The organism is Henriciella sp. (genome assembly GCF_029937755.1).
GTDB lineage: Bacteria > Pseudomonadota > Alphaproteobacteria > Caulobacterales > Hyphomonadaceae > Henriciella.
Genome location: NZ_JAPYPG010000006.1, coordinates 39,599 through 56,649 on the forward strand (window position 1 = coordinate 39,599; position 17,051 = coordinate 56,649).

At 61.9% G+C, this 17,051-nt stretch carries 15 protein-coding genes; 8 read left to right on the forward strand and 7 right to left on the reverse strand.

Annotated elements, in window-relative coordinates:
• Positions 1 to 50: 50 nt before the first annotated feature.
• From Q1K29_RS13245 to Q1K29_RS13255, 3 genes are read right to left on the reverse strand one after another with little or no spacing between them, the layout of a single operon-like run.
• Positions 51 to 1,250, reverse strand: a complete 1,200-nt coding sequence (locus Q1K29_RS13245) for an acyl-CoA dehydrogenase family protein (protein ID WP_300395560.1) — start codon at positions 1,248 to 1,250, stop codon at positions 51 to 53.
• 49 nt (positions 1,251 to 1,299) lie between these two features.
• Positions 1,300 to 2,037, reverse strand: a complete 738-nt coding sequence (locus tag Q1K29_RS13250) for an MBL fold metallo-hydrolase (protein WP_300395561.1) — start codon at positions 2,035 to 2,037, stop codon at positions 1,300 to 1,302.
• A 5-nt stretch (positions 2,038 to 2,042) separates the two neighbouring features.
• A complete protein-coding gene (locus Q1K29_RS13255; protein ID WP_300395562.1) occupies positions 2,043 to 2,570 on the reverse strand; it encodes a paraquat-inducible protein A in 528 nt (175 codons plus the stop codon).
• Between the two features lie 116 nt (positions 2,571 to 2,686).
• On the opposite strand from Q1K29_RS13255, the gene Q1K29_RS13260 reads away from it, so the two are divergent.
• From Q1K29_RS13260 to Q1K29_RS13270, 3 genes are all read left to right on the forward strand, one after another.
• On the forward strand, positions 2,687 to 3,598 hold the full coding sequence (locus Q1K29_RS13260; protein ID WP_300395564.1) for a M48 family metallopeptidase: 912 nt from the start codon (positions 2,687 to 2,689) through the stop codon (positions 3,596 to 3,598).
• Between the two features lie 69 nt (positions 3,599 to 3,667).
• Entirely contained in the window at positions 3,668 to 4,174 is a 507-nt protein-coding gene (locus Q1K29_RS13265) for a hypothetical protein (protein WP_300395565.1), read from the forward strand.
• Between the two features lie 53 nt (positions 4,175 to 4,227).
• Positions 4,228 to 6,231: a prolyl oligopeptidase family serine peptidase gene (locus Q1K29_RS13270; RefSeq protein WP_300395566.1), complete on the forward strand. Its 2,004-nt coding sequence runs from the start codon at positions 4,228 to 4,230 to the stop codon at positions 6,229 to 6,231.
• 4 nt (positions 6,232 to 6,235) lie between these two features.
• Here the strand turns inward: Q1K29_RS13270 and Q1K29_RS13275 are convergent, their stop codons facing one another.
• A complete protein-coding gene (locus tag Q1K29_RS13275; protein ID WP_300395567.1) occupies positions 6,236 to 6,589 on the reverse strand; it encodes a 2OG-Fe(II) oxygenase in 354 nt (117 codons plus the stop codon).
• A gap of 305 nt (positions 6,590 to 6,894) precedes the next feature.
• Positions 6,895 to 8,070, reverse strand: coding sequence for a glutamine-hydrolyzing carbamoyl-phosphate synthase small subunit (gene carA / locus Q1K29_RS13280; protein WP_300395569.1), 1,176 nt, complete (start codon positions 8,068 to 8,070; stop codon positions 6,895 to 6,897).
• Positions 8,071 to 8,200: 130 nt separating this feature from the next.
• On the opposite strand from carA, the gene Q1K29_RS13285 reads away from it, so the two are divergent.
• Both Q1K29_RS13285 and Q1K29_RS13290 read left to right on the forward strand, forming a co-directional pair.
• Positions 8,201 to 8,689: a GatB/YqeY domain-containing protein gene (locus Q1K29_RS13285; RefSeq protein WP_300395570.1), complete on the forward strand. Its 489-nt coding sequence runs from the start codon at positions 8,201 to 8,203 to the stop codon at positions 8,687 to 8,689.
• Positions 8,690 to 8,901: 212 nt separating this feature from the next.
• Positions 8,902 to 10,926 (forward strand): caspase family protein, encoded by a 2,025-nt coding sequence (locus Q1K29_RS13290; protein WP_300395571.1) that lies wholly within the window; start codon positions 8,902 to 8,904, stop codon positions 10,924 to 10,926.
• 11 nt (positions 10,927 to 10,937) lie between these two features.
• On the opposite strand, the gene Q1K29_RS13295 is transcribed toward Q1K29_RS13290, so the two are convergent.
• Positions 10,938 to 11,336, reverse strand: a complete 399-nt coding sequence (locus tag Q1K29_RS13295; RefSeq protein ID WP_300395572.1) for a hypothetical protein — start codon at positions 11,334 to 11,336, stop codon at positions 10,938 to 10,940.
• Between the two features lie 83 nt (positions 11,337 to 11,419).
• Positions 11,420 to 12,025 (reverse strand): TetR/AcrR family transcriptional regulator, encoded by a 606-nt coding sequence (locus Q1K29_RS13300; protein WP_300395574.1) that lies wholly within the window; start codon positions 12,023 to 12,025, stop codon positions 11,420 to 11,422.
• Positions 12,026 to 12,248: 223 nt separating this feature from the next.
• On the opposite strand from Q1K29_RS13300, the gene Q1K29_RS13305 reads away from it, so the two are divergent.
• The 3 genes from Q1K29_RS13305 to rpoD all read left to right on the forward strand — a co-directional run bounded on the left by Q1K29_RS13305 (position 12,249) and on the right by rpoD (position 16,966).
• Positions 12,249 to 13,013: a CPBP family intramembrane glutamic endopeptidase gene (locus tag Q1K29_RS13305; protein ID WP_300395575.1), complete on the forward strand. Its 765-nt coding sequence runs from the start codon at positions 12,249 to 12,251 to the stop codon at positions 13,011 to 13,013.
• Between the two features lie 86 nt (positions 13,014 to 13,099).
• Entirely contained in the window at positions 13,100 to 14,932 is a 1,833-nt protein-coding gene (gene dnaG / locus Q1K29_RS13310) for a DNA primase (RefSeq protein ID WP_300395576.1), read from the forward strand.
• A 63-nt stretch (positions 14,933 to 14,995) separates the two neighbouring features.
• Positions 14,996 to 16,966, forward strand: a complete 1,971-nt coding sequence (rpoD, locus tag Q1K29_RS13315; protein WP_300395577.1) for an RNA polymerase sigma factor RpoD — start codon at positions 14,996 to 14,998, stop codon at positions 16,964 to 16,966.
• The last annotated feature ends 85 nt before the right edge of the window (positions 16,967 to 17,051 follow it).

The following is a 17,051-nucleotide window of genomic DNA, read 5'->3' on the forward strand; positions in this document are numbered from 1 at the left end:
TTAGCAGAGGCAGAGACTACCGCAGTTTCGGTATTGGAGTGTTGTAAACTTTAAAGACCTAATACTCTCTTGGCGATAATATTGCGCTGGATTTCATTCGTCCCGCCATAGATCGATTGCGCCCGTGTGCCGAAATAGACCGAGACCCCCGGGGCCGCGAATGCAGCCGAAGCATCGCCCTCCAGCCAGCCCGGGCTGACAGAGTCAGCGAACCCGCGAACGCCGTTCAGCGCGGCGGCATCGAGGTAGAGCGTGGTGATCTGCTGAGCTGCAGTGGTGGCGAGGACCTTGATGATGGAAGCCTCCTTGCCGGGCGCTCCGCCATCCTTGACCGCAGAGAGTACCCGCAACACCGTCATCTCGAGCGCATCCACGGCGAGGCTGGCATCCGACAGTTTTCGGGCGAAGTCCGGATCATCGATGAGGCGTGAATTGCCTCCCGTCGGAACGGCGCTTGCGATCTCGCGCAGGTGCCTGATCTGCTTACGCTTGCCGCCGATGCGCGCATAGGACGTGCGCTCATGGCCGAGCAGGTACTGGCTGTAGGTCCAGCCCTTGCCCTCCTCGCCGATAAGATAGTCCACCGGCACGCGGACATTCTCGAAATGTACCTGGTTGAGGGCGTGCTTGCCGTCGATGGTGATGATCGGGGTAACGGTGACGCCCGGCCGGTCCATCTCGGAGATGATGAAGCTGATGCCTTCCTGCTTCTTGCCGGAATTGTCGGTTCGCGCGAGGCAGAATATCCAGTCGGCGTGCTGGGCCGCAGACGTCCAGATCTTGGTGCCGTTGAGGACATACTCATCGCCTTCGCGCACGGCGGAGAATTGCAGCGAGGCGAGGTCGGACCCGGCCTCGGGTTCGGAATAGCCCTGCGCCCAGCCTTCGCGGCCCTCGCGGATGCCGGGCAGCCAGCGCTGTTTCTGCGCGTCGGTGCCGAAAGTGTAGAGGATCGGCCCGACATAGACGACGCCCATAGGCGTCACGGTCGGCACGCCGGCGCGCTCCAGTTCCTCGTCGAAGATGTATTGCTCCTCAAGCGACCAGCCCGGCCCGCCATGCTCGCTCGGCCAGGCGGTGGCCAGCCAGCCCTTCTGTCCTAGGGCCTGTTCGGACTTGCGGACTTCCTCTGTGGTTAGCGACGCGCCGCGTCGGGTCTTCTCGAGGATGTCTTTCGGAAACTCATTGGCGAAGAAGGCCCGCACATCCGCGCGGAAGCCTTCGAGGGCGGGATCGGTCTTGAGGTCCATGCGGAGACCTTACCTCAAGGGCTCCGTCCGGTCAGGGTATGCCCTCGGGTCAGCTCCAGCGCTTTGCGAGCCTTTGGTCCATCTCGCTGGCTTCGCCCTTTTGCGCGCCGGCATAGCCTGTGACGGCATCCGCCACGAAGGGGTTGGACTGGCGTTCCTGACCGAAGGTGCTCATCGCGCCGTGGCCCGGGATGAAGCGCATCTCGTTGCCGAGCGGCCAGAGCTTTGACGTGATCGAGTCGATCAGCTGCTGGTGATTGCCGCGCGGAAAGTCTGTCCGCCCGATCGAACCCTGGAAAAGGACATCGCCAACGAAGGCGAGGGCTGCATCCTTGTTGTGAATGACCACATGGCCCGGCGTATGGCCGGGGCAGTGCGCAACGCCGAATTTTACCCCGTCGAGTTCCAGCTCATCGCCATCCTCGAGGTAGCGGTCGGGCGTAACGTCCTGGCCATCGGTGATGCCATAGCGTTTGCCGGACTCCTCGATCATGTCGAGCAGCCACTGGTCGTCCTTGTGCGGGCCGATGATCTCGCAGCCCGTGCGGTCCTTCACGGCCTTTGCGGCGCCGGCATGGTCCATATGGCCGTGCGTCAGCCAGACGCCGACGATCTTCACGCCGAACTGTTCGGCCGCCCCCATCAGCTTGTCGATGTCGCCGCCCGGATCGACAAACACGCCTTCCATGGTCTCGATCGACCAGATCATGGAGGTGTTCTGCTGCAGCGGCGTCGTCGGGATGACGCGGATTTCGAGCTTCGGCTTGTTCGGCTGTTGGTCTGTCATGGCTTCTAGTTAGTGTCCGGTTTCCATCTCGAAAAGGATAGTCGGAGTGTTGCGATATTATTCAACACCACACCGACGGTGAAATAGTAGAGGCCGATGCGCGGATAGAAGCCGACATAGGCCATGGTCTGCGACAGGCCGATGAGCAGGGCGGCAAGAAAAACATCCAGCATCGACCACTTGCCGAGCACGTTCAGCCACCAGGCGAGCTTCGGCGAGGGCGGTGCGCCGCGCCGGAAGATGATCGCCGCGAGCAGCGACTTCGACAGCGGGAAGACGCCGGAGAAGAAGATCACGACGAGCCCCATGAAGACGAGATCGAACTCGAACAGGGTCCGCACTACGCCCCAGAGATTATACTCGATCTGCAGGCCGATTGTGTTCGGCTTCATGATGGAGGGCTGGGAAATGCCCATGATGATCAGCGCGGCCGAGACATAGAGTGTCCATTCGGCCAGCACGTCGATCAGCTTGCTCGGCAGCTTGCCGGACTTTGCGCCGGTCTGTTCTGATGAAGACGGGGTATCGCTCATGGGTGGGTGACCTTCAGCGGCTCGCACGTGCCCTGTCAACGCTTCCAACCATGCGCGTTCGGAACTAGTGTCACGGAAAGGCGCTTCAAAGCTGGCAACCGGGAGAGGCTCAATACATGAAACGCGGCATCATCGTTCTGATCGCGCTTGCCGGTCTGGCTGTCTATTATTTCTCAAATCAGGAAACGAACCCTTATTCGGGGCAGAGCGAGTTCAACGCCATTTCCGTTGAGCAGGCGAGCCAGCTTGGCGCACAGTCCTACCAGCAGATCCTGCAGCAGGAGCGCGGCAGCGTCCTATGCCGGACGGGTGCGTCGCCGTGCGATCCGAACGCCCGGGAGCTCGTGGCAACGGTACGCGAGATTGGCCAGCGCCTGCAGGAAGCCGCGATCGATTACGAGCAGGACCTGCTCGAAGAAGGCTGGGAATTCGAGCCCGTCGCGCCGGATTTCGCGTGGACCTACAATGTCATCGAGTCCGCGCAGCCTAACGCGTTCTGTCTGCCGGGCGGCTATGTCGCGGTCTATACGGGCATTATCGACATTACTGGCGACAATAACGGCCTGGTGACGCAGGCGGATATTCAGGATCCTGACATGCTCGCCGTGGTTATGGGCCACGAGATCGGTCACGCGCTGGCCCATCACGGGGCCAAGCGGATGAGCCAGGGTCAGCTGGCCCAGCTTGGCATGGCGGCCGTTGCCGTCGGCATTGGCGACATGGATACCGGCCAGCGCCAGATGGTCCTTCAGGCCATGGGTGTCGCCACACAAGGCGGCCTCATGGCCTTCTCCCGGCAGCACGAAACCGAAGCGGACAGGATTGGCCTCGAGCTGCTCGTGCGGGCCTGCTACGACCCACGGGAAGCGCCTGACCTGTGGGAACGGATGGGGCAGGTTGGCGGTCAACGCCCACCCGAATGGCTTTCAACACACCCGGCGTCGGAAACCCGCGCGCAGAACTTCCGCGAATGGATGCCGGAATATGTCGAGAAGTATGAGCGCCGCTGCGGGGCCTTGCCGTCCTGAGCACGCCGCCTTCGGCTCGCCGCAATCCTGCAGTGAGGTCGCGGATAAAGAACCAGAAGGGGACGCCTTATGAAACGCCACCTGATTGCAGGTCTTTTCGCCTGCGGCTTGAGCGCTGCAGCCACCGCCGAGACTGAAGTCAAAACGGTCCAGGGGGATTTGCCGGGCGAAGCGGAGTTCGAGGCGCTTCAGGGCCTTGAGGACCTTCAGGATGGTGATGTCGCGCTGCTGGATCTCAACATGCTGCCACTGGCCTGGCCGTCTGTCATGGACGCTGAGGGCAAGATCACGACGCCGCAAACCTGCGAATTCGGCATGATGGAGGGCGTGGAACAGGTGTCTGTCCCCACCGGGTCGAACCATCTCCTGATGTCGGTCTGGCTTGGGGACCGCGAAAATCATGCTGCCAACGGACTGTCCTGCGAGTACTCGCCCGTCACGGGTGGAGACGCGCAACAGGATTGGGCGAGGATCCGCCTGACGGGCTGCTATCTCGTGCGAGGCGTATCAATTCCGACAGCGCGAAAGCTTGTCCTCAATCCGCTGCCTGCTTCAGCTTGTGGGCTTCACGACTAGGCTCGCCGCCCTATAACGGGGGCTGATGCAACCGTCCCCGGGGAGAGCTGAAAATGTCCTTCAAGTCTGCGAAGTCCGGCGCAAGCGCGCTGGGTGCCATGCTGCTGGCGAGCGCCTGCGCCACCTCCAACCTGCCGCAAGGGGCCCCGCCTGTTGATCCGCTTGCGCCACCGACGGCGATGAACACACCGGGTGGTGGCAAGCAGCCAGTCGAGCGGGTCACCGACGGCAATCTCGTCATGGAGAACATCCCCGAGATTCCCGCGGCCGTTAGCGAAGGTCTCCGACAGTACCAGAACGTCCGCACGCACAGCTTCGCCGACTGGACCGACCAGGGCATTCTGATCACGACGCGGTTCGGTGAGGTGAGCCAGGTCCACCATGTGCGCTTTCCGGGCGCAGTGCGCCGGCAGATCACCTTTTACGAAGAGCCCGTTCGCGGTGCTGACGTCAATCCGGAGGGCGGCGCTTTCCTGTTTGCCAAGGATACCGGCGGTGACGAGTTCTATCAGGGCTATCTCAAGGACCTGGAAGACGGCAGTGTCACCCAGTTTACCGAACCGGGCACCCGTAATGGTGGCCTGATCTGGTCCGATCAGGGTGACAGGGCGGTGTGGTATGAAGCTCGCGACGGGGACCCGGACTATGACATCATGGTTGGTGATCCGGCCCAGCCGTCCACCATCCGCGTCGCTCATGAAGGGGAGGGGGCCCTCTTTCCGGTCGATTTTTCGGCTGACGGCGGGACGGTGGCTGTGCAGCAGTACATATCCATCCAGAAAAGCGGTATCTTCACCCTCGACCTGCAGTCGGGCGCATTCACCGAGATCAATCCGGGGCTCGATGTTGCTTATGACGGCCTGTACCTGCTGGAGGACGGCTCGGTCCTGACCTCGACGGACGAGGGGTCGGAATTCAAGAACCTTGTCCGCGTTGACCCTGCCACCGGCGAAATGACGTCCTATACCGATGCGATCGACTGGGATGTGGAATCCTATGCGCTGTCGCCCGATGAGGATCTCGTCGCGTTTTCCATTAATGAGGGCGGCTTGAGTTCAATCAAGCTACTCGACATGGACTCCGGCATGGTCATCGACGGGCCGGACCTTCCAGTCGGCGTCACGGGCGGACTTGTGTTCGATCCGATGGGCCAGAATGTCGGCTTCACCTTCACCGGGGCGACCAGCCCGGCGGACGCGTATTCTTTCGACGTTGATACCCTCGAACTCACACGCTGGACAGAAGCCGAGGTCGGCGGGCTCGATACCGGTGAATTCGTCAGCCCGACCTTTTTTGACTATCCGAATGACGACGGCATGGACATTCCGGCCTTCGTCTACCGTCCTGAAAGCGACGGGCCGCATCCGGTCATTATCTCCATACATGGCGGGCCGGAAGGACAGTCACGACCGTACTTTTCATCGACCTATCAGTATTGGGTGAACGAGCTGGGCGCGGCGGTCGTCGTTCCAAACGTTCGCGGCTCGGCCGGCTATGGCAAGACCTATGTGAGTCTCGACAACGGCCTGAACCGCAAGAAATCAGTCGAGGATATTGGCGCGCTACTCGACTGGATCGAAACGCAGCCTGACCTCGACAGCGACAATGTCCTTGTCTTTGGCGGCTCCTATGGCGGCTATATGGTGCTGGCCTCCATGGTTGATTACGATGAGCGGCTCGCCGGCGGCATCGACATCGTCGGGATTTCGGACTTCCGTACCTTCCTTGAGAACACCAAAGGCTACCGCCGCGATCTGCGCCGCGCCGAATACGGGGATGAGCGCGATCCGGAGATCGCCGCCTTCTTCAGGGAAATCTCGCCGCTCAGGAACGCTGGGGAGATTTCCAAGCCGCTCTTCATCATCCAGGGCGCTAACGATCCACGGGTGCCAGCGTCCGAGGCCGAACAGATCCTGCGTGCGGTCCGTGCCAATGGCGGCGAAGCCTGGTTCCTGCTCGCCATGGATGAGGGTCATGGCTTCCAGAAGAAGTCCAATCGCGACTTCCAGAGTGAAGCCCAGACCATGTTCATCAGGAAGGTGCTGGATACCGAGTAAGCGGCTAGCTTAGCGGGTCGATCCGGTCGATGCCCGACTGGTTGACCCGCCACCATCCGGCCAGGCCGAGGCGCTTTTTGTGCGTGACCTCGACCTGGTGAGGAATGGTCTCCGACAGCATCAGCACGACACCACCGCCCTCGGGAATTATCCTCGCGGCTGGGGGCTGATCCTCGCTCGCGCCTTCCGGCCAGACGGCCAGCGCGCCGCCGCAGTCTTCGTCCCAGTCCTCATTCAGGTAGGCAACCAGGGAGACAACCCGGTTACGCGCGCCGGCGAAGCTGTCGAGATGACGGTCATAGAAACCACCCGGCGGATAGACGGCGAAGCAGACTTCCATCTCGAAAAGACCGAGCATCAGTTCGCGATTGAGCCCGCCGCGCAGGGCTTCGCTCCAGAGATGGAATTCCTGTTGGGCGGCCGTTGAGCCGTCGAACCATGTGATGCGGGTAAGGCGGATATCCCGGTCGACCTGGTAGTCTTCCTCCCGCCCAATGCCTGCCAGCGCAAGATCAGCTGCTGCGTCACGGGCCAGCAGTTCTTCGCGCAGAGCGCGGGTCAGCGCGTCCGGAAGGAGGTCCGGCTGCCACGTCCAGCCCTTTGTGGCGAGATCGTCGGCGATGGCGCCGAGGCGGTTGTCGCCCGGCGCGAGGGTGATGGCGTTCAGCTGCGTTGGTCCTTCATGAAGCTTGCGAACCGTTCGAACAGGTAGAAGCTGTCCTGCGGGCCGGGGCTCGCTTCGGGGTGGTGCTGGACCGAGATGATTGGCTTGCCCATGACGCGCAGGCCGGAATTGGTGCCGTCGAAGAGGGATTTGTGGCTTTCCTCGACGCCTTCGGGCAGGGTCTCGGGATCGACTGTAAAGCCGTGATTCATCGACACAATTTCCACTTTCCCGGTCTCGAAATCCTTGACCGGATGGTTGGCGCCATGATGGCCCTGCGGCATCTTCATGGTCTTCGCGCCGAGGGCGAGGGCGAGCAGCTGGTGGCCGAGGCAGATGCCGAGCAGGGGTTTGCCGCTGTCGATGAGCTGGCGGATCGTGTCGCCGCAGCGTTTGATCGTGGCGGCCGGGTCGCCGGGGCCATTAGAGAGGACGATGCCGTCCGGATTAAGCTTCATGATCTCGTCATAGGGCGCATCGCCGCGCAGGATGGTGGCGCGGGCGCCGACATGGGCGAGATTGCGCAGGATGTTCTTCTTCACGCCATAATCGAGCACAACAACGTGATATTCAGTCTGGTCGTTATTGGCGTAGCCGGTGACGAGGTCCCACAGCCGCTCGGAATTTTCATAGGCGGCATCGCCGACGACGTTCAGGGCAAGATCCGCATGTTCCAGACCCTCCCAGGCGCGGGCCGCCTCGATGAGGGCCTCGATGTCGATTTTGCCCTCTGGCGAGTGTGCAACTGCACATTTCGGCATGCCTCGTTCCCGGATGATGCGGGTTAGCGCCCGTGTATCCACGCCGGAGACGGCTGTGATATTCTTCTTGCTGAGCCAGGCGTCAAAATGGTCCTTGGCGCGCCAGTTCGAGGGTGGGGTAATCGGTTCGCGGAACACCGCGCCCGTGGCCGCCCTTGCTGCAGGTTCAGACGATTCCTCATGGTCGTCCGGGTTGGCGCCAACATTGCCGACATGGGGGAAAGTGAAGAGGACAACCTGGCCGGCATAGGACGGGTCGGTCAGAATTTCCTGATAGCCGGTGATGGATGTATTGAAGCAAAGTTCCCCCACCGCAACGCCCGGCGCGCCGGAACCCGTGCCAAGGAAGACCGTTCCATCCGCCAGAGCGATCGCACCCGTAGCTGGAGAGTCTGGTTGATTTTTGCTGGCCATGAGCGTATCTCCTCGCGTCCTGTCGGGCGCCATTAGGACTTCGGTCACCAATCGACCGCATCCTTCCGGCGCGAGATAGGCGTGCAGTGACCTGCCCGTCAAGCGGGCGGTCCATGTGAAAAGTGCAGGTATGGGACAGACAGGCGTTTCTCCATCTACCACCATTCGCGACCGCCTCGTGGCCGCGCTCCAATCCGCAGAACAGGACGACCCCCAGGGAATCCGGGCCCGGACGCTCCGTCTGGTCAAATGCGCCATGCGCGACCGGGACGTGACGGCACGCACCCAGGGTCATTGCGAAGGCTGCGAGGAGACGGAAGTCCGGAAACTGCTGGAAACAATGGTCGCACAGCGGGAAATTTCAGCGCGCGAATATGACGAGTCCGGCCGCATCAGCGATGCCGAGCGTGAGCGCGAGGAAATGGAAATCCTGCAGGCTTTCCTGCCCCGTCCGCTCGAAGGTGATGCGCTTGAAGGCGCTGTCGAGCAGGTCGTCGAGGATCTTGAAGCCCACAAGCTCAAGGATATGGGCCGCTGTATGGCCGAGCTGCAGAATCGTTATCCCGGCCGTATCGATACCGGCACTGCCGGTAAGGCCGTACGCCGCGCTCTGGTGTAGGGACAGAGGCGGGACGGACCGAGAAATCTCCCGCTAAAATTCCGCAAAAACGACAGTCCGAAAACAGTCCGGTTATAGTCCGGAAACAGTCCGGCTGTGACGGACTCGGCAGGCGCGCCGCTGCCCGCCTCACGATTCGTGCGCCTGTCAACGCTACATGGTTAATAAATTGTGAATAGCGTGCTATGATGCCCTCATGAGGGGAATCCGGCATGCGGGTAGCTTTCATCTTGTGTCTGATCTGGTGTCTGGGGCTTGTCACGCCAGCCACAGCGCAACGGATTGCGACCATTATCGGTAATTCGGACTATACCCAGCGTGGCTGGGACCTCCCGAACCCTGCAAGCGATGCACGCCTCGTGGCGGCTGCCCTTGAGGCTGTCGGCTTCGAAACCGAGGTGCTGACCGATCTTGGCGAAAGTGATCTTGAGGCTGCCTTCATCCGGCATGGCCAGAAGCTCAAGGATGCCGGTCAGGAGAGTGTCGGCTTCTTCTATTATGCCGGACATGCCATCCAGTCCGAGGGGCTCAACTATCTCATCCCGGTGGATGCCGCGCCGCGATCGGAAGCCGATGTCTGGGCGCAGGCCCCGCGGCTCGGCCAGCTGGTGGAGCTGCTGTCCATTGCCGGCAATCAGGCGAATTTCATCGTCCTCGATGCCTGCCGCGACAATCCGATGCCGATGAGTGTGCGCTCTGGTGGGGGCGGTCTGGCGGCGCCGGAACGGGTGCGCGGCACGCTGATCGCCTATGCGACCGCGCCGGGCAAGACGGCGTCTGACGGGCTCGGTGCCAATAGCCCTTATAGCGCGGCGCTGGCCACCTATCTCGTCCAGCCGGGCCTGGCCGCCGAAACCATGTTCCGCCGGGTTGCGACACGCGTCGAACGGGACACGAAATACACCCAGCAGCCCTGGACCGAATCCGGTCTTCGCGGTGAAACCGACTTCTGCTTTGCCGGCTGTGATGAGACGGTGAGCACCGTATCGGCCGAAACGGTGGCTTTGCAACTTGCCATGAAGAGCAACAGCGCCGACCTGCTCGACGCTTTCCTGCGCAGCTATCCGAAGGCCGCCAGCCGAAGCCTGGTCGAGGCCCGCGTCGAGGAGTTGCGCGCCCTCCCCGGACCAGCCCGTACCCTGCGCATCGAGGCCGCCGTTGACACAATTGCGAGCCCCGATGCCCTGCCGGTCGACATGCGCATGCTGCGCGCCATTATCTCGCGGTTGGCTCAGTCGGAACAGGATATCGACAAGGCCATTCTGAAGCTGCTGGAAGAGGGGAATCTCGACGCGGCCATCAAGGCGCTGCAGGCCTATTATGACGACAATGAAGATGCGCTCGGGCCGGACGAAAAACGCGTCATGCTGCACCAGATCGGCGCCTTTGCTGCCGATGCCGACATGCCGGTCGCGCGCGAAGCCTATGAGGCCCTGATCGATGTGGCGCCGTCAGACTATTATGCCCATCTGAGGCTGATCCGGCTGGCGCGGTTTACCCACGATATCGGGGCTGCCCGCCGCTACCTTGAGCGGGCCCGCACACTGTCGCCGGGCCGGGCGGAAGATAGCATCTTTCTCGACATCCAGGATGGGACGATCCGGGTCTATGAGGATAAGCTGGCCGAGGCTAGCGAGATCCTGCTGGACGCGGCGGAGAGGGCTGAAGCCGCCGGTCTCGACCGGCTGGAATCGCAGGCACGTACCAATGCCGCTCTCAGCTTCGCCATTCGCGGCGAGCATGAGACAGCGCGCGAGATGCTGGAAGAACTGATGCCGTGGCAGAGGCAGCGCGGTTTTGACCGGGACTTTGGTGTCGCCCTCTCGACGATGGGCAATATGGCATTGCTGGAAGACCGGCTGGATGCGGCCCGGCCTTTCTTCGAGGCTTATGTGGCGCTTGAAGAGGCGACCGGGCGGCCGCACTCACTGGCGACCGGATACCGGCAGCTCGCGTCGATCGACCTGAAGCTCGGCCATGCCGACGTGGCAAGGGCCGGATATCTGAGGTCGCTGGAGCTGTCGCGTGACATGGATTCGCCGGTGGGAGAGTTCTTCAGCCTGCTCGGCATTGCAGAGACCCAGTCTGCCGCGGGGCAGGGCGAGGCGGCCTGCGAAACGGTGGCCCGCGCCGGCCTGCTCTATGGCGACGACATGCGCGTCAGCCCCTCGACCGTCGAGACCATCAAGGGGTTGGGCTGTCCGTCAGACCTGATCGAGGTCAGCGCGCTGGACTAGCGGCGTGGCGCTCAGATGCAGGGCCAGTTGGTGCTTAGCTCCGCGATCAAATTCATGTTTGTTTCATCATCAAAGAAGACGGGGTCAACCGCGGCTGGCACATCCAGGTTAGAAGTGTTGGCCGAACCGCCACTTTCGTCATCATCACTCCCATGAAACTGAATGTTTCCCAAACTCAGCTTTAGTGTCACCTCTGCCAATCGGTCCTTTGGTTCCATCCCTTTCACGTGCTGATCGTTGACGGGTCGTGCCTGTGAAGTCTTTTCAACGAAATTCGCTGCTCTCAACATGAGAAGTTTGAAAAGTTGTTCACGCTTTTTGCAAACAACCTCCTTCTGTTCGTCTGATAGCTCTTTGCTGGCTTCAAAATTCGCCAGCTCCAAGAATAATTCTTTTCTCAGATGACCCACCCGATCTCTCCCTCTCTAGATGTCAGACGCTCAACCCATAGCAGAAATTAGCCTTTTATTAACCATAAAAACGTGGCGAGCTTTTATGGGGCGGCGGTGTCAGAGCTGACCTCAGGCAGGGTGAGGTAGGCATAGATCACATCGGCCATTTCGTCGGCGAAGGCCTGGCCCTCGAGGCGCATGACATGGCCGGCGCCATCCTTGCCGTAGAGGGCCTTTTCGACGAGCGCGGTGTTGGCGAGGTAGATCATCGTGTCGGCGGCGCGGTCGAGATCGTCACGCGCGATGCGGTCTTTCACGAGGTCGAGAAAGGCGCGGTTTCCGGCGCGGGCCTCGTCCCAGAGGTCTTTCCAGTCTTCGCCGATGAGATCCGGTCTCAGCCGCCCCTGCAGGTGAACCGCCCGCAGGATGTGGGCCTGTTCGCAGATAAAGGCGTGCGCGGCGCGGATCTGGCGGCGCAGGAGAGAACGCAGGTCGCTCTGGGCAATGTCGTCTTCGGTGATCGCGGCATGCGACAGCTGTTCGCGGCTGCGGTCGCGCCAGAGATCGAAGAGCAACGGCACGAGGGCCTGCTTGTTCTCGAAGCGGCGATAGACCGTTCCGACCGCGACGCCGGCTTCCTGGGCGAGCTCGGCCACACCGATCGTGTCGAAGTCCTTCTCGCGCAGCAGGCGTTCGAGTGCTGCCATCAGTTTCTCGCATGTCTGTTTTGACCGGGTCTGGGCCGCTGGTCTGGCACGGGGCTTTGACACGTCACGTTCTCCGTAGTATGCGAAAGTGAATTCACATTCACATTATGGGTGCGTCACACGGAAGTCAATTCAGGTAAGATGGTCTGCAGGCTGGAATGCAGGCCCCCGGAACCTGATCGCCGCGCGCGCCCTGATGGAGCAGGAACAGAAGGAATGAACGATGTTTGAGGGGATCATGAAGGAGGCTGAACTCCTTCTCGGCTTTGCCGCCGTCGCGGTCATCTGGCTTGTCATGATTGCCATGGACGTCTGGCGCCGGGCGAAGGGCCTGAAGCGCCGGACCACCAGCCCCATGCGCCAGTGGTTTGCGAGCATTGGCATCCTGTGGGGCCTGGCTGCGATCTCCGTCTGGGCGTGGATGGCGTCCGGGCGCACGCTTGCCGATCTCGGCTTCAGTTCGGGGGAGGCCGGTGGCTGGCGCCTCGGGCTTGCCTGGGGGCTGGCGATTGCCTTTGCCGGGCAGCAGGTCATCCAGCTCATCGCTATCCGGCGCAATGAAGAGACCCGTACCCAGGTGAAGGACGTCGTGTTCGGGAGCGGTGACTATGACCAGATCATGCCGCGCCGGCGCAAGGATGTCTGGGGCTACCAGCTTCTTGCTGTCACGGCCGGTATCACCGAGGAAGTGGTCTTCCGGGCCTTCCTGATCAGCCTGTTTGCGCTGTGGATGCCAATCTGGCTCGCGGCCGTGGCGGCGCTCGCCATGTTCATCGTGGCGCATGCCTATCAGGGTGTGCAGGGGCTGGTGCGGATCCTGCCGGTGAGCATTGTGCTGACGCTCTGCTACGTCCTCTCGGGATCGCTGTGGCCGGGCATCTTCCTGCATGTGGCCGTCGATGTGCTGAGCGGGCTGATGGTCTGGGTGATCCTGCCGCGCGAGGGCTATGTCGAGGTCCAGCCCAGGACCGAAGGGGCGCCAGCCTGATTTTGTCCACAGGCTGCGCTCAAGCCTGTGCATCACCGCAATCAGATCGTTCCGCCGGGCGGTCTTGTGCGTTACACTGGCTGGCTATGTCCTCACCCGTCCGCATCCCCGATGGCTTCGTCGAAGAACTGAAGGCGCGCATCCGCCCTTCGGATGTGATCGGGCGCAAGGTGAAGCTGAAGAAGCAGGGCAAGGAATGGGTTGGCCTGTCGCCCTTCACCAATGAGAAAAGCCCGAGCTTCTACGTCAACGACCAGAAGCGCATCTTCAAGGATTTCTCCTCCGGTATCGGGGGCGACGTCATCGCCTTCATCATGGAGACCGAGCGGCTCTCTTTCATGGAAGCGGTCGAGAAGCTCGCCGACGAGGCGGGGATGCAACTCCCCAAGGCGACGCCTCAGGACGAGGAAACCTATGACCGGCGCAAGCGGCTCTATGAGTGCTGTGAGGCGGCGTGTGCGTTCTATGAGGACAGGCTGCGTGCGGCCGAAGGCACCGAGGCGCGGACCTATCTCGAAGGCCGGGGGCTCAGCGCGGGCGCCTGGGCGCGCCACCGTCTGGGCTATGCGCCCGATGACTGGCGCACCACGATCGAGCATCTGAAGTCGAAGGGCTTCACGATGAAGGAGATCATGGAGGCCGGCCTCGCTGTCCAGAAAGAGGGCGGCGGCGACCCGTATGACCGGTTCCGCGGCCGGGTGATCTTCCCGATCACGGACGTGCGCGGCCAGGTCATCGCATTCGGGGGCCGGGGGCTGCAGCCGGATGCCAAGCCGAAATATCTCAATTCCAATGATACCGAGCTCTTCCACAAGGGCCGCGTGCTCTATCGCTACAAGGATGCACGCGAGGCGTTCGGCTCGACCGATGAAGGCGGGCTGATCGTCTGCGAAGGCTATATGGATGCCATCGCGCTGGCGGAAGCCGGCTTTGGCCATGCCGTGGCCCCGCTGGGCACCGCGCTGACGGAAGACCAGCTTGGCCTGCTCTGGCGCGCCGGGCCGGAACCGGTGCTGTGCTTCGATGGCGATGCCGCCGGCCTGCGCGCCGCCTACCGCTCCATCGAGCGGGCCTTGCCACACCTGGAGCCGGGCCGGTCGCTCTTCTTCTGCCTGCTGGGCGACGGCATGGATCCGGATGACCTGATCCGCCAGTCTGGCCCTGAGGCCATGCGCTCGGCGCTGGAGCATTCCCTGCCGCTGGTCGAGGTTCTGTGGCGGCGCGAGCGTGACGCCGAAGCCATCGACACGCCGGAACGCCAGGCCGGGCTGGAGTCGCGGCTGATGCAGGCGGCCGCCCAGATCCGCAACCCGGCAGTGAAGTCCGCCTATGAGCGTGACCTGAAATCCCGCATGCGCGACCATCTCTGGCAGCAGCGCAAGTCGAAGCGCGGCAGTGGCGGCCAGCGGGGGCAGCGTGGAGAGCCTGCTCCGAAGGGCGCCCCGCAGACCGGCACGCCCGCCAAGACACGCGGCCTCGGCCTGCTCGTGCGCGCCATCGATAGCCCCCACCTGATCGACATTGCGCTGGAAACGCTGACAATGGCGGCATTCCCCGATCCGGATGTCGCCGCGATCCGCGATGTGCTGATTTCCTCAGCCGAGGCAGACAAGGGTGTTGACCGGGGCGTAATCCGTGACCATTTAGTATCTCGAGGTAACACGCGCGCTGCAGACTTGCTGGAATCTTATCCCGAAATTCCTGAGATTGCCCCGGATGGCCCAGAGGAACGGGAATGGCTGATCGCCTTGGAGCAATATGTGGCCAGAGAAGAGTCCGGACCTTACGGTTCGGCCGGTGCCGGTGATGAGGTGACGTCGTCACCCGAAAGCTGGCGGCGGCTGCATCACGAGGTGTCGGAACGCAAGGCCCGTGCGGCGCGTCTCAACGAGGCAGCAGAGCAGGTGGATCGGGATTGATCCACTGGCATAAAGGACCAAGTTGTTGCAGAGAGCGGCTGCGGCGACAGGCGGGAGAACTACATGGCGAAAGCCCAGAAGAGTGAACATGAGGACGGCGAAGTGGAAACGGAAGACCGTCCGGTCCTCGATCTGAACGATTCCAACGTCAAGAAATTCATCAAGCAGGCCAAGGCCAAGGGCTATGTCACGCATGACGAGCTCAACAATGTCCTGCCGTCCGATGAACTGACATCCGACCAGATTGAAGACACCATGTCGGCCCTGTCCGAAATGGGCATTCAGGTCGTCGAGAACGAAGACGATGTCGACAACTCTTCCGGCGCCAAGACAACGGCCGTCACAAAGACCGGCACGGGCGCGGTCGCCAAGAAGGGCAATGCCCGTGGCGCCGACCGCACCGATGATCCGGTGCGCATGTATCTGCGCGAGATGGGCGCGGTCGAACTGCTCTCGCGCGAAGGCGAGATCGCGATTGCCAAGCGCATCGAGGCTGGCCGCGATGCGATGATCCGCGGCCTGTGCGAAAGCCCGCTGACCTTCGAAGCCATGATGGTGTGGCGCGACGAGCTTATGAATGAGCGCATCCTGCTGCGCGACCTGATCGATCTCGAAACGACCTATGGCGCGGAAAATCCGACGCCGGAGCCGGAAGAGAAGACCGAAGAGCAGAAGGAAGCCGAAGCCAAGGAACGCGAGAACGAGACCACCGAAGAGCGTCTCGCCCGCGAGGAGCGCGAGGACGAGGAAGAAGGCGCGGCCATGTCCATGTCGGCCATGGAAGCGGAACTCCGCGACGGTGTGCTCGGCAAGCTCGACGAGATGGCGCTCGCCTTCCACCAGTACCGCAAGCTGCAGGAAAAGCTGGTCGACAAGCGTCTTGAGGGCAAGGGCCTGACCGACAAGCAGCGCGAGGAATACGACACGCTTGCCCAATCCATCGTCGACAATCTCAAGACGATGCACATCAACAATGCGCGGATCGAGGCGCTGGTCGAGCAGCTCTATGCCATCAACAAGAAGCTGATGGGCCTTGAGGGCAAGCTGATGCGGCTGGCCGATGCGCATGGCGTTCCGCGTAAGGAATTCCTCGACTTCTATTTTGGCAACGAGCTCAATCCGAACTGGAAGGAGACCGTTCTCGAGAGGTCGAAGTCGACCAAGAAGTGGGACAAGTTCTTCGAAAGGGAAGAAGCTCAGGTCGACGAAATCCGCGAGGAAATCTCTGCCGTCGCGCAAGAGATCGGCGTGCCGATCGACGACTATCGCCTGATCGTCCAGCGCGTCCAGAAGGGTGAGCGCGAAGCCCGCGTCGCCAAGAAGGAAATGGTCGAGGCCAACCTGCGCCTCGTGATCTCGATCGCCAAGAAGTACACCAATCGCGGCCTGCAATTCCTGGATCTCATCCAGGAGGGCAATATCGGCCTGATGAAGGCGGTCGACAAGTTCGAATACCGCCGCGGCTACAAGTTCTCGACCTATGCGACCTGGTGGATTCGCCAGGCCATCACGCGCTCCATCGCCGACCAGGCCCGCACGATCCGTATTCCGGTGCACATGATCGAGACGATCAACAAGATCGTCCGCTCGCAGCGCCAAATGCTGCATGAGATCGGCCGCGAACCGACGCCGGAAGAGCTTGCTGAAAAGCTCGGCCTGCCGCTGGAGAAGATCCGCAAGGTGCTGAAGATCGCGAAAGAGCCGATCTCGCTCGAGACCCCGATTGGCGACGACGAGGACTCAAACCTCGGCGACTTCATCGAGGACAAGATGGCGCTCCTGCCCGTCGACAGCGCGATCCAGTCCAACCTCCGCGAAACGACGACCCGCGTGCTCGCCTCGCTCACCCCGCGTGAAGAACGTGTCCTGCGCATGCGCTTCGGCATCGGCATGAACACCGACCACACGCTGGAAGAAGTCGGCCAGCAATTCTCGGTGACGCGTGAGCGTATCCGCCAGATCGAAGCGAAGGCGCTGCGCAAGCTGAAGCACCCGAGCCGGTCACGGAAGCTGCGGAGTTTCCTGGATACTTAAGTTTCGAAAAGGCGGCCTGCGGGCCGCCTTTTTTATTGCTCTTTCAGATGTGACCGCTGCGGCGGCCTCCGGGAACAACTGTTTT

Excerpts from the sequence above, each read along its gene's own strand:
- Q1K29_RS13275 (WP_300395567.1), bottom strand. The coding sequence starts at position 6,589 with ATGCTCGGTCTTTTCGAGATGGAAGTCTGCTTCGCCGTCTATCCGCCG.
- Q1K29_RS13245 (WP_300395560.1), bottom strand. The coding sequence starts at position 1,250 with ATGGACCTCAAGACCGATCCCGCCCTCGAAGGCTTCCGCGCGGATGTG.
- Q1K29_RS13265 (WP_300395565.1), top strand. The coding sequence starts at position 3,668 with ATGAAACGCCACCTGATTGCAGGTCTTTTCGCCTGCGGCTTGAGCGCT.
- Q1K29_RS13285 (WP_300395570.1), top strand. The coding sequence starts at position 8,201 with ATGGGACAGACAGGCGTTTCTCCATCTACCACCATTCGCGACCGCCTC.
- Q1K29_RS13305 (WP_300395575.1), top strand. The coding sequence starts at position 12,249 with ATGTTTGAGGGGATCATGAAGGAGGCTGAACTCCTTCTCGGCTTTGCC.
- Q1K29_RS13270 (WP_300395566.1), top strand. The coding sequence starts at position 4,228 with ATGTCCTTCAAGTCTGCGAAGTCCGGCGCAAGCGCGCTGGGTGCCATG.
- Q1K29_RS13300 (WP_300395574.1), bottom strand. The coding sequence starts at position 12,025 with ATGGCAGCACTCGAACGCCTGCTGCGCGAGAAGGACTTCGACACGATC.
- carA (WP_300395569.1), bottom strand. The coding sequence starts at position 8,070 with ATGGCCAGCAAAAATCAACCAGACTCTCCAGCTACGGGTGCGATCGCT.
- dnaG (WP_300395576.1), top strand. The coding sequence starts at position 13,100 with ATGTCCTCACCCGTCCGCATCCCCGATGGCTTCGTCGAAGAACTGAAG.
- Q1K29_RS13260 (WP_300395564.1), top strand. The coding sequence starts at position 2,687 with ATGAAACGCGGCATCATCGTTCTGATCGCGCTTGCCGGTCTGGCTGTC.
- Q1K29_RS13255 (WP_300395562.1), bottom strand. The coding sequence starts at position 2,570 with ATGAGCGATACCCCGTCTTCATCAGAACAGACCGGCGCAAAGTCCGGC.
- rpoD (WP_300395577.1), top strand. The coding sequence starts at position 14,996 with ATGGCGAAAGCCCAGAAGAGTGAACATGAGGACGGCGAAGTGGAAACG.
- Q1K29_RS13250 (WP_300395561.1), bottom strand. The coding sequence starts at position 2,037 with ATGACAGACCAACAGCCGAACAAGCCGAAGCTCGAAATCCGCGTCATC.
- Q1K29_RS13290 (WP_300395571.1), top strand. The coding sequence starts at position 8,902 with ATGCGGGTAGCTTTCATCTTGTGTCTGATCTGGTGTCTGGGGCTTGTC.